The organism is Parageobacillus sp. NEAU-HV-2, assembly GCF_059115485.1.
Window position 1 is genome coordinate 313,663 of the sequence record NZ_JBXUJJ010000001.1, and the last position, 24,881, is coordinate 338,543.

The 24,881-nt window shown below is 41.5% G+C and carries 22 protein-coding genes, 1 pseudogene and 1 riboswitch; of the genes and pseudogenes, 14 read left to right on the forward strand and 9 right to left on the reverse strand.

Annotated elements, in window-relative coordinates; all coding sequences use genetic code 11:
* Positions 1-21 precede the first annotated feature (21 nt).
* Complete coding sequence (locus AC1WMD_RS01770; RefSeq protein ID WP_494255847.1) at positions 22-753, reverse strand: ZIP family metal transporter; 732 nt, start codon at positions 751-753, stop codon at positions 22-24.
* Positions 754-1,016: 263 nt separating this feature from the next.
* Between AC1WMD_RS01770 and AC1WMD_RS01775 the strand changes: the two genes are divergently transcribed.
* The 4 genes from AC1WMD_RS01775 (at position 1,017) to AC1WMD_RS01790 (ending at position 4,844) form a co-directional block, all read left to right on the forward strand.
* Positions 1,017-1,454 carry a MarR family winged helix-turn-helix transcriptional regulator gene (locus AC1WMD_RS01775; protein WP_494255848.1) on the forward strand — a complete coding sequence of 146 codons (438 nt, stop codon included), beginning with the start codon at positions 1,017-1,019 and terminating at the stop codon, positions 1,452-1,454.
* Positions 1,455-2,005: 551 nt separating this feature from the next.
* Entirely contained in the window at positions 2,006-2,713 is a 708-nt protein-coding gene (locus AC1WMD_RS01780) for a CAP domain-containing protein (protein ID WP_494255849.1), read from the forward strand.
* Positions 2,714-2,963: 250 nt separating this feature from the next.
* Positions 2,964-3,365, forward strand: coding sequence for an IS200/IS605 family transposase (gene tnpA, locus AC1WMD_RS01785; RefSeq protein WP_494255850.1), 402 nt, complete (start codon positions 2,964-2,966; stop codon positions 3,363-3,365).
* A gap of 15 nt (positions 3,366-3,380) precedes the next feature.
* Positions 3,381-4,844, forward strand: a complete 1,464-nt coding sequence (locus AC1WMD_RS01790) for an RNA-guided endonuclease TnpB family protein (protein WP_494255851.1) — start codon at positions 3,381-3,383, stop codon at positions 4,842-4,844.
* A 414-nt stretch (positions 4,845-5,258) separates the two neighbouring features.
* Here the strand turns inward: AC1WMD_RS01790 and AC1WMD_RS01795 are convergent, their stop codons facing one another.
* Positions 5,259-6,683 (reverse strand): amino acid permease, encoded by a 1,425-nt coding sequence (locus AC1WMD_RS01795; RefSeq protein WP_494255852.1) that lies wholly within the window; start codon positions 6,681-6,683, stop codon positions 5,259-5,261.
* A gap of 80 nt (positions 6,684-6,763) precedes the next feature.
* Positions 6,764-6,935: riboswitch (Lysine riboswitch) on the reverse strand.
* Between the two features lie 158 nt (positions 6,936-7,093).
* Here AC1WMD_RS01795 and AC1WMD_RS01800 point away from each other — a divergent pair.
* The 7 genes from AC1WMD_RS01800 (at position 7,094) to AC1WMD_RS01830 (ending at position 12,852) form a co-directional block, all read left to right on the forward strand.
* Positions 7,094-8,788, forward strand: coding sequence for a M3 family oligoendopeptidase (locus AC1WMD_RS01800; RefSeq protein ID WP_494255853.1), 1,695 nt, complete (start codon positions 7,094-7,096; stop codon positions 8,786-8,788).
* A 309-nt stretch (positions 8,789-9,097) separates the two neighbouring features.
* Positions 9,098-9,403: a nucleotidyltransferase family protein gene (locus tag AC1WMD_RS01805; protein ID WP_043903891.1), complete on the forward strand. Its 306-nt coding sequence runs from the start codon at positions 9,098-9,100 to the stop codon at positions 9,401-9,403.
* On the forward strand, positions 9,387-9,731 hold the full coding sequence (locus tag AC1WMD_RS01810; RefSeq protein WP_043903892.1) for a HepT-like ribonuclease domain-containing protein: 345 nt from the start codon (positions 9,387-9,389) through the stop codon (positions 9,729-9,731). Before AC1WMD_RS01805 ends, AC1WMD_RS01810 begins: the two co-directional genes overlap by 17 nt.
* A 38-nt stretch (positions 9,732-9,769) precedes the next feature.
* Positions 9,770-10,288 carry a GNAT family N-acetyltransferase gene (locus AC1WMD_RS01815; RefSeq protein ID WP_494255854.1) on the forward strand — a complete coding sequence of 173 codons (519 nt, stop codon included), beginning with the start codon at positions 9,770-9,772 and terminating at the stop codon, positions 10,286-10,288.
* Between the two features lie 129 nt (positions 10,289-10,417).
* Positions 10,418-11,146: an ABC transporter ATP-binding protein gene (locus AC1WMD_RS01820; protein ID WP_043903894.1), complete on the forward strand. Its 729-nt coding sequence runs from the start codon at positions 10,418-10,420 to the stop codon at positions 11,144-11,146.
* The gene (locus tag AC1WMD_RS01825) at positions 11,143-12,171 is read left to right on the forward strand and encodes an ABC transporter permease (RefSeq protein ID WP_043903895.1); all 1,029 of its coding nucleotides are present in this window, start codon (positions 11,143-11,145) and stop codon (positions 12,169-12,171) included. The genes AC1WMD_RS01820 and AC1WMD_RS01825 overlap by 4 nt, the downstream gene beginning before the upstream one ends.
* Positions 12,172-12,183: 12 nt before the next feature.
* Positions 12,184-12,852 (forward strand): TetR/AcrR family transcriptional regulator, encoded by a 669-nt coding sequence (locus AC1WMD_RS01830; protein ID WP_494255855.1) that lies wholly within the window; start codon positions 12,184-12,186, stop codon positions 12,850-12,852.
* A gap of 742 nt (positions 12,853-13,594) precedes the next feature.
* Here the strand turns inward: AC1WMD_RS01830 and AC1WMD_RS01835 are convergent.
* The 5 genes and pseudogenes from AC1WMD_RS01835 to AC1WMD_RS01855 all read right to left on the reverse strand — a co-directional run bounded on the left by AC1WMD_RS01835 (position 13,595) and on the right by AC1WMD_RS01855 (position 18,309).
* Positions 13,595-14,959 carry a sensor histidine kinase gene (locus AC1WMD_RS01835; RefSeq protein ID WP_494255856.1) on the reverse strand — a complete coding sequence of 455 codons (1,365 nt, stop codon included), beginning with the start codon at positions 14,957-14,959 and terminating at the stop codon, positions 13,595-13,597.
* 217 nt (positions 14,960-15,176) lie between these two features.
* Positions 15,177-15,382 (reverse strand): annotated as a pseudogene (locus AC1WMD_RS01840) (cytochrome C); the annotation flags it as partial.
* A 1,555-nt stretch (positions 15,383-16,937) separates the two neighbouring features.
* Positions 16,938-17,102, reverse strand: coding sequence for a Fur-regulated basic protein FbpA (locus AC1WMD_RS01845; protein WP_088124110.1), 165 nt, complete (start codon positions 17,100-17,102; stop codon positions 16,938-16,940).
* Between the two features lie 209 nt (positions 17,103-17,311).
* Positions 17,312-18,007, reverse strand: coding sequence for an LrgB family protein (locus AC1WMD_RS01850; protein ID WP_494255857.1), 696 nt, complete (start codon positions 18,005-18,007; stop codon positions 17,312-17,314).
* Entirely contained in the window at positions 18,001-18,309 is a 309-nt protein-coding gene (locus tag AC1WMD_RS01855; RefSeq protein ID WP_268801765.1) for a CidA/LrgA family protein, read from the reverse strand. Before AC1WMD_RS01855 ends, AC1WMD_RS01850 begins: the two co-directional genes overlap by 7 nt.
* 265 nt (positions 18,310-18,574) lie before the next feature.
* On the opposite strand from AC1WMD_RS01855, the gene AC1WMD_RS01860 reads away from it, so the two are divergent.
* Complete coding sequence (locus AC1WMD_RS01860) at positions 18,575-18,895, forward strand: MerR family transcriptional regulator (protein ID WP_043903899.1); 321 nt, start codon at positions 18,575-18,577, stop codon at positions 18,893-18,895.
* 608 nt (positions 18,896-19,503) lie between these two features.
* On the opposite strand, the gene AC1WMD_RS01865 is transcribed toward AC1WMD_RS01860, so the two are convergent.
* Positions 19,504-20,757, reverse strand: a complete 1,254-nt coding sequence (locus AC1WMD_RS01865; RefSeq protein ID WP_494255966.1) for an ammonium transporter — start codon at positions 20,755-20,757, stop codon at positions 19,504-19,506.
* Between the two features lie 378 nt (positions 20,758-21,135).
* Here AC1WMD_RS01865 and AC1WMD_RS01870 point away from each other — a divergent pair, with 378 nt between their 5' ends.
* Positions 21,136-22,191, forward strand: a complete 1,056-nt coding sequence (locus AC1WMD_RS01870; protein WP_043903900.1) for a zinc-dependent alcohol dehydrogenase family protein — start codon at positions 21,136-21,138, stop codon at positions 22,189-22,191.
* Positions 22,192-22,350: 159 nt separating this feature from the next.
* Positions 22,351-23,844: an aldehyde dehydrogenase family protein gene (locus AC1WMD_RS01875; RefSeq protein ID WP_494255858.1), complete on the forward strand. Its 1,494-nt coding sequence runs from the start codon at positions 22,351-22,353 to the stop codon at positions 23,842-23,844.
* Between the two features lie 155 nt (positions 23,845-23,999).
* On the opposite strand, the gene AC1WMD_RS01880 is transcribed toward AC1WMD_RS01875, so the two are convergent.
* The gene (locus AC1WMD_RS01880) at positions 24,000-24,545 is read right to left on the reverse strand and encodes a hypothetical protein (RefSeq protein WP_494255859.1); all 546 of its coding nucleotides are present in this window, start codon (positions 24,543-24,545) and stop codon (positions 24,000-24,002) included.
* Positions 24,546-24,881: the final 336 nt, after the last annotated feature.

Sequence of the window (24,881 nt, forward strand, 5' to 3'; positions counted from 1 at the left end):
TTCGGGCAGGGGGGTGTTTCATTAAAACGATTCGACTAAAAAAATCATAAATAATATGCCGATGATAAACGAATAGGTGGATGTCCGCTCATTTCCGTCTCCGTGGCTTTCTGGAATCAATTCTTTATAAATAATAAACAGCATCGCTCCTGCGGCAAAGGCAAGGCCATACGGAACCAGCTCGCGAAAGATGGAGGTTAAATAAAAGCCAAGCAGAGAAGTGACAATTTCCACCGCACCGGTTAATGTGGCGATGATAAACGCTTTCCATTTTCCGATTTGCTGGTTAATCAAAAAAAGCGCGACTAAAAATCCTTCCGGCGCGTTTTGCAAGCCAATCGCCAACGCGATTAAATTGCCGGTCTCCGCTACATTGGAAGCGTAACTAACCCCGACCGACAATCCTTCGGGAAGGTTATGCAACGTAATCGCCGCGATAATCAGCATCGCCTTTTCATCAAACTGGATTTCTTTTTGCGTATGCTCTAAATCGATATGCGGCACGGTCATCTCTAAAACCGTTAATGTAAGAACGCCAAGAAACAGTCCAACCGTTAAGGCGGCAAAGCCTCCCATTTCCAACGCCCCAGGGATTAAACTCATCATCGAAGCAGCCATCATAATGCCTGCGGAAAACGCCAGCAATATATCCCGCCAGCGGTGGGTAATCGATCTCGCCAAAAATAAAATCGGCACCGCTCCCAACCCGGTCGATAACGCCGACAATATACTGCCGATTAATACTTGTTTCATCGCATCCCCCTTTTCGTGCTTCCAGTATTTTTACCATATGCGTTCTCTGATCGAATGTGATAACCGCCTAAACAATAAATAGAACCTATTTCATACTATTAATATAATAAACCAAATCACCAAATGATGAGTATGGCTGTGCTTTAAAAAACATTTGCGCCATATCAAATAGTTAAAGTATAATGCAAGTAAGAAAACGGTGTTTTGTGGAAATCAACAGGACATGCCTTTATAAATTTAGCGACAAAAGGGTTTGATTGTGAATGGAGAAGGACATTAAGCAATCATTAAAATTGTTTATCGTTTTATCAAGAGCATATCGATCTGTTAGTGACCAAGCGAATAAATCGATTCAATCGTTCGGCGTCAATCCAACCGAGTTTGCCGTGTTAGAGCTGCTTTACCATAAAGGGGATCAGCCGCTGCAGCAAATCGGGGAGAAAATTTTGCTCGCGAGCGGAAGCATTACTTATGTGGTCGATAAGCTCGAAAGCAAAGGATTGATTGTACGGAGGGCATGTGAGAAAGACCGCCGCGTCACGTACGCTTCAATCACGGAAAAGGGAAGAGCGTTTATCGAAAACGTTTTTCCAGAGCATGCGCAGACGATTCACGAAACGGTTTCCGGCTTGACGGCTGAAGAAAAGGAACAGGCGATTTCGTTATTAAAAAAATTGGGATACGGAGCAAAAAGAGAATAATTTGCGATCGTTTAACATAAGTGGCTGCCGTGAGCAGCCACTTTTTTTATGCCAAATATTGCTCAAACCACCCGACAATAGGATAGAGCCGCTCAAGGCGAAGCGCCGGTGGACTGCTGCGGGACAGATCATGAGCGCAATATACTACAAAGCCGACAAAAACAGAGTGTTCGAAAATTTGTCATGAAGATTTGACAAGATGCGATAAAAAATTTCTTAAAAAACTTGCAAACAAAATGCTATATTGTAACACTATCGTAAAAAATGTTAATTTTTATCTTTTTCTTATACTTTGTCAATCTTTTTTTTGCAAGTAATAGATGGGAATGATTTATATCAATTACAAAACAGGATTAAATACCCGTGAAAGATATTTTTTTACAATATCAGTTTTTATCGGGGATCGATCTCGATTTTTTTATGAAAAAAATCTTTTCTTTCAGAAAACAATGGTAAATTAATCTAATTTACATATTTATCCACAAATATTACAAAAAACCCGTGTTATTATGTATGTGCAAGCAAGGGATGAGATTGAAGGAGGAGAAACCGTGAACAAAAAAGTCGTATTTTCACTTGCTGCATCTTTAGCGATTTTAGGAGGATCTTTTACAGCGAAAACAGAAGCAGCTGGGCCTGCTCCATGTCCGGCTATCCAAAACTATGAAGTTAAAACTGTCTATCCATCTAGTATTCAAGATATCGAAAAATGGGTGCAGTTTATTTTAGAACAAACAGGAAATGCAGAATTGACAAAACTGATACAGCAAAAACCAGCTACAACTACTGTCCAAAAACCGTCAACGAATGTACAAACTCCTGTAAGCAAGCCAGCAACGCAGGCGCCTGCACCGAGCCAAAAAGTAAATAATGAAGCAGGATTAAAGGCTTATGAACAACAAGTAGTAGACTTAACGAACAAAGAAAGAGCGAAATATGGTTTGCCGCCTTTAAAGGTTGATTTAGCGTTAAGCAAAGTGGCCCGTGAAAAGTCAAGAGACATGGCAGTGAACCATTATTTCTCCCATAACAGCCCGACATATGGCTCTCCGTTTGACATGATGAGAAAATTCGGCATTTCTTATACAGCCGCTGGAGAAAATATTGCGAAAGGCCAACGGACTCCGCAAGAAGTAGTGGCAGCTTGGATGAATAGCTCAGGCCATCGGGCAAACATTTTGAACAAAAACTACACTCATATCGGAGTAGGTTTTGAAGAAAACGGCTACATCTGGACACAGCAATTTATCAGAAAATAAGAATCAACGTTTCTATACCACACCACTAAGGTAAGCACTAGTGGTGTGGTTTTTTCGTGCACCCGGCATGGGTGCAGTCTAGGCCCACATATCGAAATCGTTCGTTTTTTTACAAGAATAACTGCCACGAAAGCCCGTGACGTTAGTCATCGGGATGAAGTGGCTGAATGATAAAATTATTAGAATATTCTTTATTATAATTGTAACCTATCTAATGTTTGGTTATCATGATATTAGATAGGGGTATTTAATGTCTAATGATCAATATATACATAAAGAAGGAATGGTTTATCTTCATCCATATCATGTGATTTTCTGTCCAAAATACAGACGAAAAGTGCTAGTCGGTGAGATGGAAAAAGATTTAAGAAAAATTTTTTATCAAGTGGCGAAAGAAAATGATGTGGAAATCAAATCTTTAGAAATCATGCCTGACCATGTTCATCTGTTTATTTCCTTTGACCCAAGAGTTCATATTCATACGTTAATCCGGAAATTTAAAGGTAGAAGCAGTCGTATTTTGCGTGAAAAATATCCGTCATTGAAAAGCAGACTGCCTTCCCTTTGGACTCGCAGCTATTTTTGTTGTACAGTTGGATGCATTTCAGAAGAAAACGTTATGAAATACATTGAAAATCAAAAGCATGTGTAAAGGAGGTGGGTTGCATTGGCGGGAGCGAAAACACCAAGCTATGTATTGACGTTGCGGCTCCAGACAGAAACATGGCAAGAACATATCCTCGAAAAGCGGTTTGAAATCGGCCGTCGTTTGTATAACGTCTGTTTAGAGGAATGTTTGAAGCGGTACAAAAAACTCCAACATGATTCCCGCTATCAAGACATCGCTCAACAGAAGCCCTCAAAAGAAAGAAATCGTCAACTTGCCGACTTACGAACCGAGTACGGACTCACCGAATATGCGATGCACGCTTTCGTTCAGCCAATGCAGCACCACTTCCGCAAACACATGGACTCGCATACGGCGCAAAAAATCGCCACCAGAGCATGGAAAGCGGTGGAAAAGCTCCTGTTTGGCGATGCCAAATGGGTGTATTTTAAACGGTTCGGCGAAATGGATTCGTTAGAGGGAAAATCGAATTCCGCAGGGATTCGCTTCAAAAGTCATGCCATCCATTGGAATGGGCTGATCCTCCCTGTCATCATCAAACCAAATGATGTGTATGCTCATCTCGCCTTGCAGGACCGAATCAAGTATTGCCGCATGGTGCGTAAACGGATTCGGGGAAAAGTAAAGTATTACGTCCAACTCATTTTGGAAGGGGTTCCGCCGCAAAAAATCAATCGGCAAACCGAAGAAGCCAAGCATCCCCGCTGTGAAGGGGTGGTCGGCATCGACATTGGCACGCAAACGATCGCCATTTGCGCTCCGAACGAAGTAAAATTGTTGGAACTCGCTCCAAGTGTGGAGGACATCCATCGGGAAAAAAGGCGGTTGCAGCGAAAACTAGACCGACAACGGAGAGCAAATAATCCACATAAGTACAACGAAGATGGAACCATCAAGCAAGGAAACAAAGAAAAGTGGGTGTGGAGCAAAAATTATATCAAAACAAAAAATCAATTAGCGGAACTGCAAAGGAAGTTAGCGGAAAAACGCAAGCAAGACCATAACAAATTAGCTAATTGGATCCTAACACTAGGCGATAACATCAAAGTTGAAACGATGAATTATAAAGCATTGCAAGCAAGAGCGAAAGAAACAACGATGAATGAGAAAACAGGAAGGTATAATAGAAAGAAACGATTTGGTAAAAGTATAGCGAATAAAGCTCCAAGCATGTTTTTAGCCATATTAGACAGAAAATTACGGTATGACGGAAAAACGCTCAAAAAAATAGATACATTCTCTGCGAAAGCAAGCCAATATAATCATATCACGGGTGAATATGTAAAAAAGAGGTTATTCGAACGATGGAACGATATGAATGGCTGTAAAATTCAACGAGATTTATATAGTGCGTTCCTCATCATGAATGCGAAAGATCACTTAAAAGAAATCGATAGAGAAAAATGTTTTGCGACATGGGAAAGATTTAAGCGACTCCATGATAAAGAAGTAGAACGGTTAAAAAATAGTGGTAATAAATTATTAAGCAGTATGGGAATTTAAATGATGAAAAGCGTCTTGAACCGGGCGCACAGGGCGCTAAGCACCAGTGAGGTGTTTGCCCATGAAAGTCTTGTGGAACAAGAGGGAGTGTCTATACGAAGGTATAGACGAAGCTCTTTGGTACACAAGAACCTGCCGACTTTAGTCGTGCAGAGGTTCAGGCCGCAGCTAAATACGGTTTCGCTCGAAGATTTGTCGGGACTACACCTAACGGACGAAATAATCTTTCCGCATTACGGCAGAGAAGATGTGTTTCCGGGTGATTCCTCCATCGAAGAGCGGCTGCAAACGTTTGAAACACAATTCCGATGTCGTGTAACGAGGCTCAAAGATTCAGAAGCGTTATTGATTAACGGAAATGAAAAAAGAAAAGTATAAAAAACGAACGTCCGAAAGCCCGGACGTTCGTTTTCGTTATGCCGACATTCTTTGTTTTTCTTCTGTTTGCTGCGCTGCTTTTTTTACTTGCGGATAGAAGAAGATGCCGCTTAAAAGCAGGATGACCCCAAGCATAAACGTTTTGATATCGGCGGTGCCGGCGATGATAACCCAGACCGAATAAATAGTTGCCAGAGCGGCAACGATTCCATCGATCATGCGGCCCCGTACTGCCCCCTTGTACGTTTCGCCGGTCAGCGTCAGCTTTAATTGGAAGACAGAGGCGATAAAATACGGGACAAGATACGCCAATGTCGCGATGTAGATGACAAAGTCAAACGCCGCTGACATCGAGTTGGAAATCGTCGAAAAAATAAAGATTTGCGCCAATCCATTCGAAAGAACTAAAGAAAAGCTTGGCACTTTCTTTTTATTTTCCTTTAAAAACGCTGGAATAAACAGACCTTGCTTTGCCGCCTGGTACGGCACTTCGGCGCTTAACAGCACCCAGCCAAGCGTTGAGCCGAGCAAGCTGATTAAACCGAGTCCCGCAAGAACGTAGCCGCCGCTTGGGCCTAAAATCGTAACAATCGCGTCAACAAGCGGTTTTTCCGACTGAATGAGTTCCTTTTGCGGCAATACCCCCATGACAAGGATACTAATGCCGATATAAATCGCAAGGGCAATCAACAAACCAAGGATTGTCGCGCGTTTGACGTCCGCTTGCTTGCGCGCACGAGATGCGAAAACAATCGCCGATTCGACGCCGATAAACGCCCACAATGTCGACACCGCTGCATTATTAATTTGTCCTAACAAGCCGATGGAATGACCGGTTTCATCATAACGCGGGACAACGAGCGAGCCGATGTTGCTTTTTTCAAACGCAAATAATGCAATGACGATAAATAGGAAAAATCCAAGCACTTTTGCTGCCGTAGCGAGAAAGTTCAGCTTTCCTGCACCTTCAATGCCGCGCAAAATGATGAAATGCATGCCCCAAAGCAGCGTCGTGCAAACGATAAAGGTGAGCAAGTTTCCTAGTTTTACGTCAAGCGAACCGATCGTAAATAACGTTTGCTTGCTTGTTAAAATTGGGAAAAACGTCGATAAATAGCTGGCGAATGTCGTAATAATCGCCACGTTGCCGGCAAAGTTGCCGATCCAATATCCCCATGAGGACATAAAGCCGGATAGAATCGAGATGTTCGATCCTTTTGGAAACAATTCTTTTGCATAAATTTGCGGTCCGCCGTTTAATTCCGGCTTACGGATCGCTAAGTTACCGAAGACAAGCGCCGTCATTAAGACGCCTGCGCCTGTTAATAGCCACGCGAAAATAACGCCAAGCGGACTTGCCGCTTCCGCGAGCGAGCGCGGCAGCATGAAAATACCTGAACCGACCATATTGCCAACGACAAGCGCCGTTAATAGCCATAATCCTAGCTTTGGTTGTTGCATGACGATGATGCTCCTTTCTTTATCTCAAAAAAAATACACCCTTGCGTTTTCAACGGGTGTAAAACATCCGTTTCCAACTGCCAAACGATAGCGCTCCGCCGTTTTTAACGGCGGCAGTGCTGCGCCTGTTTCGGATGCAGCCCCAGCCTGCGGCGCCAGAGAACACCGCAAACTGAACCCTTTCAGCGAAATTCATCGACCCTCTGCATCTCCTTTCGCTTACTATTGTTCATTGCGGCCTCTATCACAGCGACATTGATGAGAAAGAAAAAATATTCAATGGACGTAATTATTATACAAATTTCGACAAAGTTCGTCAACGAGCTTTTTGATTAGAAAAAAAGGATTTTCCGTGTATGAATGGAATACAATCTAAGATAAGGAAAACGAGAGAAAGGGAAGGGATTGCATTGAAATTTTCTGAGTTTCGCTATGAACGGCCGAACATCGAGAAGCTGAAAGCCTCATTTCAACAGGCGCTGCAATCGTTTCAAAAGGCAAGCAATGCGGAAGAACAGAACGAGGCGATGAAGGAAATCAATCAGCTTCGCAACGATTTCAGTACGATGGCGCAAATTTGTTATATTCGTCATACAATTGATACGAACGATGAATTTTATAAGCAGGAACAAGACTTTTTCGATGAGGTCGAGCCAATTGTTAAAGGCCTTGTGAACGATTATTACCGGGCGCTTGTTTCGTCTCCATTCCGTTCGCAGCTCGAGGAAAAATGGGGAAAACAGTTATTTGCGCTCGCCGAGACGGAATTAAAAACGTATTCTCCGGACATTGTGGAAGATCTGCAGCTGGAAAATAAGCTGACGAGCGAATATACGAAATTGGTCGCTTCGGCGAAAATTTTCTTTGAAGGGGAAGAACGGACGTTAGCGCAGCTCCAGCCGTTTGTCGAATCGCCAGACCGTGATATGCGCAAGCGGGCAAGTGAGGCGCGTTTTGCCTTTTTCCAAGAGCATGAGGAAAAGTTCGATGAAATTTACGATCAGCTTGTGAAAGTGCGCACCGCCATCGCGCAAAAGCTCGGATTTAAAAACTTTGTGGAACTTGGCTATGCCCGTTTAGGCCGAACGGATTATAACGCCGAGATGGTTGCGAAATTCCGCAAGCAAGTCGAAAAGCATATCGTTCCGATTGCCGTGAAGCTCCGCGAGCGGCAGCGGGAGCGCATCGGCGTCGAGAAGCTGAAATATTATGATGAAGCTTTTGTGTTCCCAACTGGCAACCCAATGCCAAAAGGGGACGCAAACTGGATTATCGAAAACGGGAAGAAAATGTACGAAGAACTGTCGCCGGAAACGGGCGAGTTTTTCCGATATATGATCGAGCATGAACTAATGGACCTTATTGCGAAAAAAGGAAAAGCGAGCGGCGGCTATTGCACCTATATTGAAAATTACAAAGCGCCGTTTATTTTTTCGAACTTTACCGGCACATCCGGAGACATCGATGTACTTACCCATGAAGCGGGGCACGCGTTTCAAGTGTACGAAAGCCGCCATTACGAAATTCCGGAATACAACTGGCCAACCTTGGAGGCATGCGAAATTCATTCGATGAGCATGGAGTTTTTCACATGGCCGTGGATGAAGTTATTCTTCAAGGAAGATGCGGAAAAATATCAATTTTATCATTTAAGCGACGCGCTCTTATTTTTGCCGTATGGCGTAGCGGTGGACGAATTCCAGCATTTCGTATACGAAAATCCGAACGCGACGCCGGCGGAACGAAAACAAGCATGGCGGGCAATCGAACGGAAATATATGCCGACAAAAGACTATGACGGCAACGATTATTTAGAACGCGGTGGCTTTTGGCAGCGGCAAAGCCATATTTATACCACTGCATTCTATTATATTGACTATACGCTTGCGCAAATTTGCGCCTTCCAATTTTGGAAACGTTCGCGTGAAAACTATAAAGAGGCGTGGAACGATTATTTGACATTATGCCGTCAAGGCGGAAGCAAGCCGTTTACCGAATTAGTCCGCGTCGCTAACCTTATTTCGCCGTTTGAAGACGGCTGCGTCCAATCGGTAGTTGGCGAGATCGAGGGATGGTTGAATAGTGTTGACGATCAGAGCTTATAGATGGAAATAATAGTTAGGGGGGAAGAAATCAAGCGAGATTTCTTCCTTATCTTTTAGGAAAAATATAGAGAAAAATATAATGGGAGGTGTAGACCTGGTTACTAAAATCGTTGTTGTGTACTGACCGATGGAAGGAATGGTGCACGACAGGTGCCGCCGCTAACAGCGAGCCACGGGGTGTCTTTCACAGCAGGTGAGACATTAGGATTCTCTTCCTGATGGAACTCAGGTGTTTCCTGAGCGGCAAGCTGTTTTGCTGGTTCCATCGCGATGAGTCGATTTTTATAGATTTTAGTAGCCGGGAAAACTATGTTGTCAAAAGAAGAAATCCTTCGTTTTTTATCACAAAATTTTCGATTATTAAAAGAAAACTACGGAGTCAAACGTATCGGCGTTTTTGGATCTTATAGCAGAAATGAACAAACAGCTGACAGCGATATAGACATTTTGGTGGAGTTTGAGCCTTCCGCCATCACATTTGACCATTATATGGATTTAAAAATTTTCTTAGAAGATCATTTTCATAAACCGGTCGACCTAGTGATACTGGATGACATTAAACCTGCGTTAAAACCATATATATTGGAGGATGTTCAATATGCCGAGGGAGCCTAAGGTTTTTTTGGAAGATATTCTTATGGCGATCGATAAAATCCAAAAGTATACGAAAAATATGGATTATGAATCTTTTTTAGATAATGAACTTGTATGTGATGCGGTTATTAAAAACATATTGGTGATTGGTGAAGCGGCGAAAAACATTCCACAAGAAATAAGGCAGAAGAATTCACAGATTGAGTGGAGAAAGATAGCAGGTATGCGTGATATGATGATCCACGGCTATTTTTCTGTCAATTATCGTATCGTCTGGGATGTGGTAATCAATAAAATTCCAGTACTTAAGCAGGATATTGAGAAATTGTTAAACGATACAAATATGTAGTGAACGGAGCAAATATAGTACGAATTGGGGGAAGGGGCATGAATGTTCGCAAAGCAACGACCGATGATGCGCACGCCATCGCCATCGTGCATGTCGAAAGCTGGAAAACGACATATGAAGGGATTGTGCCTGCGGAGTATTTGGCGCAATTAAGCGTAAGCGAAAAAGAACAGCTTTGGCAACGTGGATTAAATCAATCGAAACATTCGATTTTTGTCGTTGAAGAAGACGGAAACGTATGCGGATTTATTTCCGGGGGCAAGAACCGCGCTACACAAGGGAAAGAAGCGGAGTATGAAGGGGAAATATACGCCATCTATTTATTAAAAGAAGCACAAGGGAAAGGATACGGAACGAAGCTTGTCAAAGCGCTAGTGGATGATTTTCGACGTGATGGGATTCGTTCTATGATTGTGTGGGTGCTTGCCGACAATCCGTCGCGCCGTTTTTACGAACAGCTAGGGGGCGAGAAAATTGCCGAAGAGGTTGTCGATATTGGTGGGAAAAAGCTGGTGGAATGGTGCTATGGATGGAAAAGCATCGAATATTTCGCATGAATAAGTAGCTGCCTAGGCGAATGGCAGCTTTAAAAAAATTATTTAATGAGTGATTACTCACTTTAAAATATAATCGATATCGTGTAAAATATAAGTGAGTAATCACTCACTGTAGAAGGGGGAAAGTTCATGTCAGAGAGGCTTTGTATTCGTATGGAACATGTATCCAAACGCTTTGGGAAAAAGACGGTTATCGAAAATGTATCCCTTGACGTATACAAAGGAGAAATTTTTGGATTGCTTGGACCTTCTGGGGCGGGAAAAACGACGATTGTCAAAATGATTGCCGGCATTGACGAAGCTACTCATGGAACCATTCATGTGTTAAATACGAAGATGCCGAATCTTCACGTGATGAAGCGAATCGGTTTTATGGCACAGTCTGATGCGTTATATGGCGAATTAACGGCATTAGAAAACTTGCAGTTTTTTGCTTCCATTTACGGATTAAAAGGGAAAAAGCAAAAGCAGCGCATTCACGAAGTGATGGAGCTTGTCGATTTAACGGACCATGTAAAAAAGACCGTCAACCAGTATTCGGGTGGGATGAAGCGGCGATTGTCACTCGCTGTTTCCTTGTTACATGAGCCGGAAGTATTAATCTTAGACGAACCTACGGTCGGAATTGACCCATTGCTTCGCCAAGCGATTTGGGATGAGTTGGAGCGAATTCGTCAAAATGGTACCACCATTGTGGTGACAACCCATGTCATGGATGAAGCCGAGAAATGCCAGCGCCTCGCCATGATTCGCGATGGCCGTCTTATTGCCGTCGGAAGTCCGGCAGAGTTAAAGAAAGAGACGGGCTCACAAACTATTGAACAAGCATTTTTATATTTTGGAGGTGCACGGCAATGAGAGTTTGGGCCATTGTGGTACGCATCATTCGCCAGTTTTTCCGTGATAAACGAACGCTTGCGTTAATGATTGTGGCTCCCATGTTTGTGCTATTTTTAATGAATCTTGTGTTTAATGGAGAGGAATATAAACCAGCGATTGCCGTTAGTAAAAACGTTCCGGAAATTGTTGTGGAGAAGTTAGCGAAATACGATGCTGATGTTCAAGAACTTACGAAAGCAGCAGCTCGTAAACAGCTAGAAAAACAACAAATTGATGCGTTTATGGAAATGGATGAAGGAGCACCGAAAATTACGTTAGAAGGAAGCGATCCAACGGTTAATAAAGCCGTGCTTATGACTGTGCAAAAAGCGCTTCAAGAATTAGCACCGCAAACACAATCGTTGCGATTGAAAACAACGTACTTGCATGGTTCAGAAGACATGGCGCTATTTGATAATTTCGGCCCTGTGTTAATCGGATTTTTCGTTTTCTTTTTCGTTTTTTTAATTGCCGGTGTTTCTTTCCTGCGCGAACGTACAGGGGGAACGCTCGAACGCTTGCTAGCGACACCGCTAAAACGTTGGGAAATCGTGGCTGGCTACATTATTGGGTTTGGTTTATTTACGACGTTGCAAGCGAGCTTGATTGCATGGTTTGCTGTTGATATTCTTGACATGATGATGGAAGGTTCTTTCCTTTACGTGTTATTGATTACGTTTTTATTGGCGATGACCGCGTTAACATTAGGAACATTGCTGTCTGCGTTTGCCAACAATGAGCTGCAAATGATGCAGTTTATCCCGCTTGTCGTCGTACCGCAAATCTTCTTCTCTGGCTTGTTTAATTTAGATACGATGGCCGAATGGCTTCGTTCGCTAAGCGTGGTTATGCCGCTGACGTACGGAGCGGATGCGCTGCGGGAAATTATGATCCGCGGCAATGGCTGGAGCGAAATTGCCAAAGATGTATATGTTTTACTTGGTTTTGCTGTATTGTTTATGATATTAAATGTAGTGGCATTAAAAAAATATCGAAAATTGTAAGGGGTACAAAGAATGAACGAGCAGCAGTGGCTGAAAGAACTGTTGAAACTAAATGAGGAAGATGTGAAGCTTAGTGAAAAACAAATCAAAATTTTAGAAGCGGCGATTGAAATGTTCGCGGAAAAAGGCTATGCCGCCACTTCGACAAGCGAAATCGCCAAGAAGGCAGGCGTGGCGGAAGGGACGATTTTTCGCCATTATAAAACGAAAAAGGATTTGCTGCTAGCCATTGTCACTCCGACACTATTTAAATCTGTCGCCCCATTTTTAGCGAAAGAGTTTGTCAAAGAAGTGTTCGATAACCAGTATCAAAGCTATGAAGATTTTATTCGTGCTCTTTTGAAAAACCGTTATGAATTTGTAAAAAAATACCTCCCAGCGATTCGCATTTTCTGGCAGGAAATGGCGTTCCATGAGGAGATTAAGGAGCAATTTCAGCGCATTTTTACGGCACACGTATATCAAAAATTTAAGCGAATTATAGAACATTTTCAAACGAAAGGAGAAATTGCCGCGATTCCTATTGATTCGGTCATTCGCATGACGATCACGACGATTGCTGGATTTTTGGTGACACGGTTTATCGTGTTGCCGGACTATGAATGGGATGATGAAGCCGAAATGGAACGGACGGTCCAGTTTTTAATGAACGGTCTTGCGAAAAAAATGCCTAATTCGTAATGAACATTTACAACACTAATGCCAATCATATATATATAAAATAAGACCGAAGTGCCGCAACACCTCCGGTCATGCAATAGACGGTTCCCTTCAAGGGGGATCGGCAGTAGGACGGAAATAATCCACCCACCGCGTCAGTTCAAGGGTGGATTATTTCTTTTGGTTGTAAGACAGTATTGAAACGACGATCCATTGCGGATGTCAGTCAGCGTGACGTAATCGCCCTAACGGATATGTAAATCGTTGAAGAAGATATTCAAGTCATTCGTGTTGGAGATGATCGTGTTTAGGGAAGCTCCTTTTTCCTGAAGGTAGGTGGTATACTCATTTAGCATCTTTCCCACCCTTTGACTTATACGATGAGTTTGGAAAGGCACCGCTAAAGCATATCAGTTAAAAAATAACATTATATGACGAGTATATCATAAAAAAGACTAGATTGTTAGTCATATAACGTAGATTATATGTCTAGTTTAATCATATAAAAAGTAGGTATATAAAAAAAGACGAGGAAAAATCTCGTCTCGTTTTGTTGGGTATTGTTGAATGCAACATATTACAGATTATGCTAACTAAGAATGTATAGGATATGCACTTGTTTGTTAATATTTTTTGAGTATGTCCAAGTTTGATAGACTTTTGCACCAAAATTGAATAGAGATCTACATCGTAAAAAAGCTCTAAGAAGGATATCGTTGTTTTGTCGTTTTAATAAAGACTGAGATACCTTTAAATGAAGAACTTACTGCTTATTTTGGGTAAAATAGGGTATGTTTGGAATCACTTTTCCGATTCGTGATTCGTCTTGTAAAGCGACAAAGATGTTTCGGTTTTGCTCAACAGGCGGGGTGTGCAGAGATTGTGCGAGCGGAAGATATAATGATACTTGCGTACCCTTGTTGACTTCGCTCGCAATTTGGATCGTTCCACCCATCGATTCGACAATTCGATAGACGACCATCATTCCAAGCCCGGTACCTCTTCTTCCTTTTGTTGTAAAATATGGTTCTCCAAGGCGTTCGATTTGCTCTTTTGTCATTCCGACACCTGTATCAGAGATACGGATGAGTACTTGCTCTTTTTCGATAGAAGAGGAAACTTCGAGTGCGCCGCCATTTGGCATTGCTTCAATAGCGTTCTTTATAATGTTGAGTAAGCATTGTTGAAGCTTTTGGCGTTCCCCATTGACGTTACAAGGAATGAGCGATGTTTGAACTGCAACACTATTCATGTTTGCCAGCGGACGTACAATATCGATGACTCGTTCAATTTCTGTTTTCACATTTAGATTTTCTATACTTTCTGGAGCCGGTTTGGCGAATGTAAGATAATCAGTGATAATTGCTTGAGCACGATCTAATTCTTCGATGGCAATGTGAATGTATTGCTTCCGCTTTTCTTGCGATAAATCATTTTGCTCCAGTAATTGTATAAACCCTCGCGCGATTGTTAGCGGGTTGCGCACTTCATGGGCAATGGAAGCAGCTAAGTGGCTGACCATTTCCATTTTTTCCGCGCGAACAATTCGTTTTCTTAATGCGCTGTTTTTATATAAAACTTCCTTAAGATAGCATGTGAAAATCATACTGATTGGCTGAATAGACAAGTAGAGCCAAAGCGCTGAAGAAGCCGGCAATGTGTGATAAAATGATTGGGTCAAAACAACCAGAAGTATCTCGGAAACAGTTGATAATAGAAAAGCGAGTAAAATGCGCTGTTTTGAAGACAAGGCCAAAAACTTTTTCGATAAGGCAATGCTGGTCAGTATAACGAAGATCGATATAATAGAAGTCAGCATCAATTCTTTTCCACCAAAAAAAGCGCGGTAGCCAATCGTAACCATGCAAAGAAAAAGGCTGGCGATCGGCCCTTTATACAAACTGACTAACCAAAGAGGTACTTGATGTAAATCGTAAATATATTCTGTATTGGTATTGATAGGAAATGCCATACAAAGAATGATGATAACAGCGGAAGCAAGTGCTAAAATGTACTTCCTTGTTTTTTCAGGTTCGTTTCTTTCCTCAAGCCATAATGCAAGAATGAAAACTGGGATCAGAATGAAAAATAAATTTAATAAAACGTTTTTTACAATATCGAGGAACATATTGCCCCCTCCTTATTTAATATTGTAAAAAAAAGGAATGTCAGATGTTAAGTATGAATGATTAGTTTTTTTAACACAATATTTGTTTTTCGACATGGCTCTTCCTAATAAAAAAATAATGATGTTACAAAATTAGAATAAAAGTTTAAAATTATGTATAATTATACATGTAGTAAATGGCGGTTAAATCTATCTATATTAACGTAGCTGTTCTAATGAATGTGTAAAGAACCGATGTTTGCCTGGTTGAAATGAAAAAAGCTGTGTCGCCGTGCCGGTCGTCATCGTCCAAAAAAAGATCCAGCCCTATAAGCGGACGCAGTCGGGAAATGTTCCAGACGTCCGGCTTACCTCTGCAAACTGAAATCCGATAATAAAGAATGTTGTTAAAACAAGGCCAAGCAATACACCATTTGTGCATATGCATGCTATATCCCCTCCCTTATAGCTTATAAGCGATGCAAGAATAAGAAATATTGGGAAAATGATGAAAAATTCGAGTAAGAATACAGAAGCAAGCGTGCCTTTTAACGGTGTCTCTTGCTTTTTCACTTTTTTAGTGCTTGTTTTCGTTTGTTGCGATTGCGGTTTTGTTATCTTCTATACCTACTCCTAAAAAAACCCATACCAACTTTATCATACAAAATCATGTAGAAAATGGTAGGAGAATTTATCGAGTTCATAAATTGTTCATTTCTTATTTTGTCATCATAATAATTTTAAAAAATTGATATAACAATGATTTTTCTCACATATAGCCGAAAATAAATATGAAAATATTGTGAATATTATCTTCTATTGCAGCTGTCGAGCGGAAGCAGTCGGATCCATCCTACAACAGGTAGCGGCCTCAGCTTGCCCCCAGTCGCTGGCAGCAGACACCGCGCTTCCTTATTAGTAAGAAAATGATTATTTTTGGGATGCTAATAATAGGGGCACTTTTTGCCCGAGTTCGACAGTCACTAGACAAATAAAACACCCATAAACCTAGGCCAGATCAGGGATTATGGGTGTTTTTGTGTTGTTTATGTGTGTATCTAGGGTTTAGGAAGGATTTTGAGAAATCAACATCCATCGTTCTTCCGGATGATGTTCAACCGATCACGACATCTTTACATTTACGATTCCTCCACGCCAGTTGTTGACGATTCACGCATATCCATCTGCACCTGTTCATCCACCTAATCCATGCTACGAAGTACGAGTAACCTATCCACCTTCCCCTACCAGACGTGTCATCGTCAATACATTTGGGATCAATGCTGCGGGTGTTTCACAAGAGGGGAATACGGTACTCCATAATCAGTGGCCACCTACTCCCGTCTAAGTGAATAGATCGACTGTAATAGAGTGATAGGATAAAGAACATCTTTCGAATAGTAACTTCCGATAACGCTGATTATGCAGCATTCCAAACTTCTCCATAAAATCATCCCCCCGTGAAACATCAGGGGGGACGAGTATATCATAAAGGCGTCATTTTGAATTGCGTATAATGTATATTATATGTCTAGTTTCATCGTATAAAAAGTAGGTATATAAAAAAGACGAGGAAAAATCTCGTCTCAGCTTGTCGATAAAGCCGACAAGCTTTTTTATTATTGTTGGTTTTGAAAAATTACCCAAACATTTTTGATTAATAATTTCGATTAAATCAACGAACTCTGACTTATTTAATTCTCATATCTATTAAAAATTGGATTTATAAAAAAACTCCCCTATCCTTCAGCAGCGTTTCTCCACTTCATCCAAAATGTTGTTTTGAAACAATTATCTGTTTGGGGATTTTAAACCGGCAATCCTGAGGAAAAATAGGTTCTTACGTTCTTTTGATGAAAAGTCGAGATAATTGAGAATGAGCAGCTAAAAAATTCTAATTTGCACACTAATTTTCTCAATTAGCCTCTCCCTATCATCAAGATTACGTAAGAACCAAAAACTAATCGCCCTTGACAAATAAAGCTAATCTAGAAAATCACTAGTTGCTTTTTTGCGATTGATATGATTGATATATTTGTTCCAACTCACTTAATGTAAGCTGGTACAGACGAGGATCAGATTTTTTGTAAATTCCTGCTTCCAAAATCCTTTTCATATAAAATTGTTTTTTCTTTTTAATAGCTTCTCTCAGGAGTTTAGACATCGGGCTTCCTCCTTTCTCATGAAATTTTACCTAAGTTTCACTGGCGTATTTTGCAAAGTTCTTAACAGATCAAAGTCCAAAATTTCGAGCTAAAACTCTCCATTCTCCAACAGTTCGTCATGAAGCAAACCCGATTCAATCATCTTTTTTGCCAAATGTACCGATCCAACTCACACTTCCTCCTTTTATCACACACATATTTCATCATCTCACCTAATCACCAACGATAGGATTGGAATAAAAAATGACACAAGAACTGCAGACATAGTCATCCCTACACTTCCTATCGCTCCAGCCTCTTCTCCCCATTGAAATGATTTGCCCACACCGAGCGCCTGTGCGCATGCACCCATGGCCAAACCTTTTGCAATTTTACTTTTGATACTTAACCACTCTAAACATCTAGGGCCGAAAATGAGCGAAATAAGCGCGGAGGTTAATACAAATAAGATCGTTAAAGAAGGTATTCCTCCAAGCGCCTCCGCAGCAGACAAAGCAACTGGTATGGTAACGGATTTCGGAATTAGTGACGCAATGACTTCTGTCTTTAACTCCAAAACTTTAGCAGACAGCCAAACAAAAAATATTCCAAGAAAGCTTCCAAACATGATACTTACAAATATTTTATGGAAATGTTTTTTGAGGAACGGCCATTGCGAGTACAATGGGACAGCCATTGAAACTACTGCTGTTCCTTGAAGAAGTGAAAACAGTCGAGTGCCATTGGAGTACGTCTCATAATCCACCTGTAGTAAAAGCAACAGTATGACAAGTAGAATTGTTGCTGTATATAAAGGATTTAGCCATGACTTGTTAAACTTTTTAAATAGTTTTAAAGCAAGAAGATAGACTATCCATGTAATTAACACACTGAACAATGTATGCCCGACATAAGACATTAACATTCATCTTCCCCCTTTTTAAACTTTTCATATAATTCGGCTGCATATCCGGTTCCTAGCAGACCAAGCAAACTGCTGATGATCAAAACGACGATAAGTTTCCAAATCTGCCCTTGAAGTATGTTTAGTTTAAAGAAAATTCCCGTAATTGGTGGGATAAACAACAAAATCATATGCTTGAAATGGAGATCAGCAGCAGCGGAAACCCAATTTATCTTCACAAGTCCGGTACCAAGTGCAACTAGAAGAAGAATCATCCCCATAATACTTCCTGAAAAAGGAATGTGAAAAAATCTGACAATCACATTTCCAACAAGAAGCGCGGTTAGAATGATGAAAAACTGAAATATTAACCGGAACAGCGCGCATCACCTCCGTGTTTAGCCCGTTGTATGACTTTATTATATAAAAAACAAGTGCGATAATATCAATTTATGTAAATAAATCTAACATACATTTTCTTTTGAATAAGAATTTTATGTTAGATAATCTTACAAAAATATGGCCGATCAGGGCGAATTGACATATATTAAGGAGTAAGAGTAAGGAGTTATAAAGGAGTAGATGCCCATGTCAATAAAAGATGAAACCTACAAAGATAAAAAAGTCATTTCGATTGGTATTGTTAGTGAGATTACAGGATTATCGGAACGGCAAATCCGTTATTATGAGGAACGGAAATTGATTTTTCCGCATCGTACAAAGAAAGGAACAAGGAAATACTCTTTCAGTGACGTGGAACGATTAATGGAGATCGCTGAAAAGATTGAAGAAGGAGTTCAAACATTTGAAATTAGAAAAGAGATGTTAAAGAAAGAAAAGGCGGTAGTCCGGGAAAAAATGATTCGCGGGCAATTAAATGCAAGATTCGGTATTCCAAAATCATCATAACTCGATGATAAGTTACTATGTCCATAGTGGTATTACATCCAAACCAATAACAGGATCCATCTCTAATAACGAAATCGCCGGTAACCCCTCGTTCCTTCTTGTAGCATCATAGGTTCGCTTGTTATACGGGACCGCAAGCCCCAAAGCCTGAATCATGTTTCTACAAGTGGGGGCGAACTGTTTAGCCAACAGGGTCTAGGCCCCGCAGGTGCGGACGTTCTGCCCGGCTACCGTTATAATAAAACTATCACTTTTGGGACACCCTAATAGTTATTCTATATTCTCCAAATAAGCATTCAATTTTCGTATTGCATCTCGATATATTCTTATTTGCCTTTTCGCAAGCATGAAAAATTGCCAACTCCATTTACAAACCGAGGAGGCATTACGTTTTACACAGTTGGTGAGGCATTATTGTTTAGCTTTTACCATGAAGCATTACATATCGAAACGATTAAGCGATTATTATATCGATCTATTTCTTCTGAATAACCTGAAAATCTACACATAATGAGAGGTATGATTGTGCGTCTCTTTTTCACAAAAAAACCTCTCAGGCAGATAAGGGATGAATCAGCCTGAGAGGGTAACAAAATATCACTATCCGCTCAGCCTCTCGACGCCAAGCTGCCCGATGAAGACGCCCGAGCAGGCACCGCACTCAACGCCGGTTGCGACTCCTTTACCGACTCATCAGAAGTGATGCCGTGATACACCGGATCGAGACCTTGCTCCTCTTCCTCAGCGGACACCCGGATCCCCATCAGTTTATTGACCAACAAGCCCACAGCAAAGGCGGATACAAACCCCCATAACGAAGCCGCTGCCGCTCCCGCCAGTTGCACGGTCAACAGGTGGGTCTGACCGGTGGTCAGGATCCCTTCCTTCAGGTCAAACAAGCCAACGGCAATGGTGCCAAACAATCCGTTAAATCCATGTACGGCCACGGCACCCACGGGATCGTCCACCTTCAGCTTATCCACCCATTCGGTGCCCAACAACACGAGCACACCGGCCACCAACCCGATCACGATGGCAGCCGTCGCGGAGACGAAGGCACATCCCGCTGTGATCGCCACCAAACCGGACAGGAACCCGTTGATGGCCATTCCCGGATCGGCCGTCTTCAGACGTATGACGCTAAACAGGGTTGCCGACGCCCCTCCGGCGGCCGCAGCGAGGAACGTATTCAGCGCAATGTCCGCCAGCCGTCCATCCATCGCGTTCAAGGTGCTGCCCGCATTAAACCCGAACCATCCGAACCACAGAATAAACCCTCCGGCGGCTGCCAACGGGATGTTGCTTGGGGCGAACCCGCCTTTCCGGTCATATCGGTTGGCCCGCTGTCCCAAGATCATGGCCAACGCAAGGGCGGCAAACCCTCCCATCGCATGAATGGCCGCTGATCCGGCAAAATCTTTCATCCCCATTTTGGCCAGCCACCCGTCGGCCGACCAAATCCAGTGACCGGAAATGGGATACATCAAACCACAAACGGCAACTACGATCACTATGTATGAGGAAAACTTGATCCGTTCCGCCACAGCACCGGATATGATGGATGCAACGGCGATGGCAAATCCAATTTGCAACAACACGTAGGCTTCCATCGGCAGTCCTTGGGGACCGGTCGCACGGCCGAAACCGACGACACCGAAGGCATCTTTTCCGAACATCAGATGAATTCCGATCACATAAAAGGCCAGTGCGCCAAACGTCAGATCTACAATGATCTTCATCGTAGCGTTGACGGCGTTTTTACTGCGAACAAACCCTGCTTCCAATAAACTGAAGCCGCCCTCCATGAAAATCACCATGGCGGTCGCAATAACTATCCATACCGTATTCAATGCCGCAGTCATGCTCACTTTCATTTCCCCCGATTCACTTATTTGTTTAATTAGAGTATAAATCATCATGTCACTTTTATCAACCGTATATGTAAGATTAATTGACATGTTTTTGTATGATATTATTACAAACGTTAAAAGCGTTATTTTGAATTGCGTATAATTCAGATTATATGATTAGTTATATGACGAGTTTAATCATATAGAAAGTAGGTATTACTAAAAGATGAGGAAAAATCTCGTCTCATTTTGTCGGATATTGTTGAATGCAACAAAAATCATTATGACTATACAATACAATCATTTTTTTAGGTTAAAATCAGAAAAGTATTAATAATATTATTAATAATCACATTTTTTTAACAACTAACAAATGAGGGGGAAGAGGTAATGAAAGCTGCGAAAATTATTCAGCACAAAAAGCCATTGGAAATTTTAAATGTCCCAGATCCTAAACCAGGGCCGGAAGATGCAGTGATTAAAATCGAAGCTTGCGGGGTTTGCCGCAGCGACTGGCATGCGTGGCAAGGGGATTGGTCGTGGATCGGTTTATCCCCGGAATTACCGATAACACCTGGACATGAATTTGGAGGTGTAGTCGAAGAAGTTGGTAAAGATGTAAAGTCGTTTCGTCCGGGAGATCGTGTCACAGTTCCGTTCCATTCCGCTTGTGGACGATGTGAATACTGCAAAAAAGGTGTGCCAAATTTATGCGAAAACCTCCAAATTTATGGCTTGGTTTCTGGATTTGAAGGTGGATATGCGGAATATGTACTGGTTCGCAATGCCGATTTTAACCTGATCAGACTCCCTGAAAATGTTGACAGTTTAACAGCTGCTGCTTTAGGCTGCCGTTACATGACTGGATATCACGGTATTGTCAGAGGAAATGTCAAGCCTGGTGATTGGGTGGCCGTGCATGGAGCGGGTGGCGTAGGTCTTTCTGCTATTCAGGTAGCCAATGCATTAGGAGCTCAAGTTATAGCAGTTGATATTGATGATCAAAAACTTGAAATCGCAAAGCAGGAAGGCGCCACTGCGGTCGTCAATGCTAGAAAAGAAAACGTTGTCGAAGCAATTAAAGAAATCACAAAAGGAGGCGCACATGTCGGACTGGATGCTTTAGGCATCAAGGATACCGTTCTTAATTCGGTTCTGTCCTTAAGAAAAGGAGGAAGACATGTTCAAGTAGGTTTAACCACATCAGAAGAAGGCGGTTTTGTATCGCTTCCTGTTGACCTGATTACAGCATCTGAAATTGAGTTTGTAGGAAGCATCGGCAATCCTCATCCTGACTATCGCGGCCTACTGAGCTTGATTTCTTCCGGACGATTGAATCCGAAGCGCTTGGTTGAACGTGAAATCAGATTGGAAGATGTAAACGCTGTATTTGAAAATATGTCACAATATAATACGAAAGGGTTTAACGTAATCACTAAATTTTAATGGATCAACCAAACTAAAAGTAAACAAGTGTCACCTGTTGAAATTGTTGATGGGGTATTTATAGATAAAAAATCAGAATATTTTTTAAATAAAATCAAAAGGACAGTATAATATTTTTTGTAAACGGTTCCGAATATTAATAAAATAGGAGTGAAGTATATGCAAAATGTAAGTGCAAAAGGAATCGAATTAAGTCCTAGATTAGTAGAGTTTTTAAATGGTGTTAAAAAAATGTATATAAATGGCGAATGGGTAGACTCCGTTTCTGGTAAAACGTTTGAAACAGTCAATCCTGCAACTGGTGAAAAGTTAGCGGATGTAGCAGAAGCAGGTCCAGAGGATATTGATTTAGCAGTAAGAGCGGCAAGAGAAGCGTTTGATCATGGACCATGGTCAAGAATGAGTGCAGCTGAGAGAAGCCGCTTAATTTATAAGCTGGCTGATTTAATGGAAGAGCATAAATTAGAATTAGCGCAGCTTGAAACATTGGATAACGGGAAACCAATTCGTGAAACATCTAATGCAGACGTACCTTTAGCGATTGAACATCTCCGTTATTATGCAGGCTGGGCAACGAAAATTGTGGGGCAAACCATCCCTGTTCAAGGAAACTATTTTAACTATACGCGTCATGAACCAGTGGGGGTAGTCGGACAAATTATTCCGTGGAACTTCCCATTATTAATGGCTGCATGGAAACTAGGTGCTGCCCTTGCGACAGGTTGTACGGTTGTCTTAAAGCCTGCTGAACAAACACCTCTATCTGCTCTTTACTTAGCAAAATTAATAGAAGAAGTAGGATTCCCGAAAGGGGTTGTCAACATTGTACCTGGCTATGGTGAAACAGCAGGTGCGCCGCTAGTGGATCATCCATTAGTGGATAAAATTGCCTTCACAGGTTCAACGGCTGTCGGAAAACAAATTATGAAACAAGCAAGTGAATCATTAAAACGGGTAACACTTGAACTTGGCGGTAAATCTCCGAACATCATTTTACCTGATGCAGATTTGACTAAAGCAGTTCCTGGCGCATTTATGGGAATTATGTTTAACCAGGGTCAGGTATGCTGCGCAGGAAGCCGCTTATATGTTCAAAAGAAAATGTACGACAATGTAGTAGCTGATTTAGTGTCCCTTACAAAAACAATTAAACAAGGCAATGGTTTATTGCCAGAGACGACAATGGGCCCTCTCGTTTCAGAAGAACAGCAAAAACGCGTCAAAGGATATATTGATAAAGGAGTTGAGGAAGGAGCAGAACTAGTAGTAGGCGGTACTATCCCGTATGAACAAGGTTATTTTGTCGCTCCAACCGTTTTTGCTGATGTGAACCATTCGATGACCATCGCAAAAGAAGAAATTTTCGGCCCAGTTGTAGCGGCGATGCCGTTTGATGATCTGGATGATCTTGTTGCAAAAGCGAACGATTCGCTTTATGGTTTAGCGGCTGGTGTTTGGACGCAGGATATAAAGAAAGCCCACTACCTCGCGCATCGCATTAAAGCGGGTACGGTATGGGTGAACTGCTATAACGTATTTGATGCGGCAAGTCCATTCGGAGGCTATAAGCAGTCAGGCATCGGACGTGAATGTGGTAGCTACGCGTTAGATAACTATACAGAAGTGAAGAGTGTCTGGGTAAACATTGGCTAAGCCATTCAACTCTCCTATTCTCTAGATATATTTCAAATGTGTAAAAAAGCATCTGCTCATCGAAGCAGATGCTTTCTTTAATATCTACCTCAACATTTTTTATAATGCCATTCCATTCATGAAGGATCTCTTTCTTGTTCCCGCAAAACAATCATTTAGTAAGATTTGATTTTAGCTTCAAATTGTCTAAGCGTTAATTGATTTAACTCTGGAAAACCTTCTTCTTTCAAGGAAATGGTTTTTCCTTCGTAAACAGGGTAGACTCCTTGCCATCCCCCGACAATGGTATACAATTCTGTTCCCGGAACAGGTTTTAGAAAGCAAACATATCGACCCTCAGCCATCGGTCCTGGATAAACTCTGTTGAGAGGATGTAAAGGATCAGGAAGGGGTTCAATACCGGTTGATAATACGTTGATGATTTTGCTGCCGGTTCCCTTTAAATATTTGTCGACATGAAAGCTTTGTACAAAATTAACGAGCTTCCCACCTTGTACAGACTTATTTAACGGCTGCTTCTGAAAAGAAGTATCGAACCAACCATAAGCAATTAATGTTGAGCCGCTTACTAAATCCTTTAAGTTTGCGGCACGCTTGATATTTACTGCTTGTTTTGGAATGGCAATATGATGCGCCTGAACAGGTAAATGAAACGTAAATAGCAAACATATACAGATTAAAAAGTTAGACCATACTTTCATTCCATCACCTCAATATATCTTTGTTGAGCGCTACTATTGTTTAACCATCTTTCCCGTTTTATGCATGTTTCCTTTGTCCTCATCATTTATACGACGTAAAAAATTTCCCTTAAGTTTTCGTTTGTAAAATTTGCATGAAGAAAATGTTACAAAATGAAGGAAAAAAGAACTATGATAATACGGATAATTTGTTGTGTGTTTAAAAAATAATCAGGAATGTTCCGAAAATTCACTCTTTATCCTTTCTTTAGACCTATGAACAAATACCTCCACTCTACATTGATGCTATTTTTTCTCTTTACATATCTTTACAGCAGGTTAAAAATTTCCATTTAT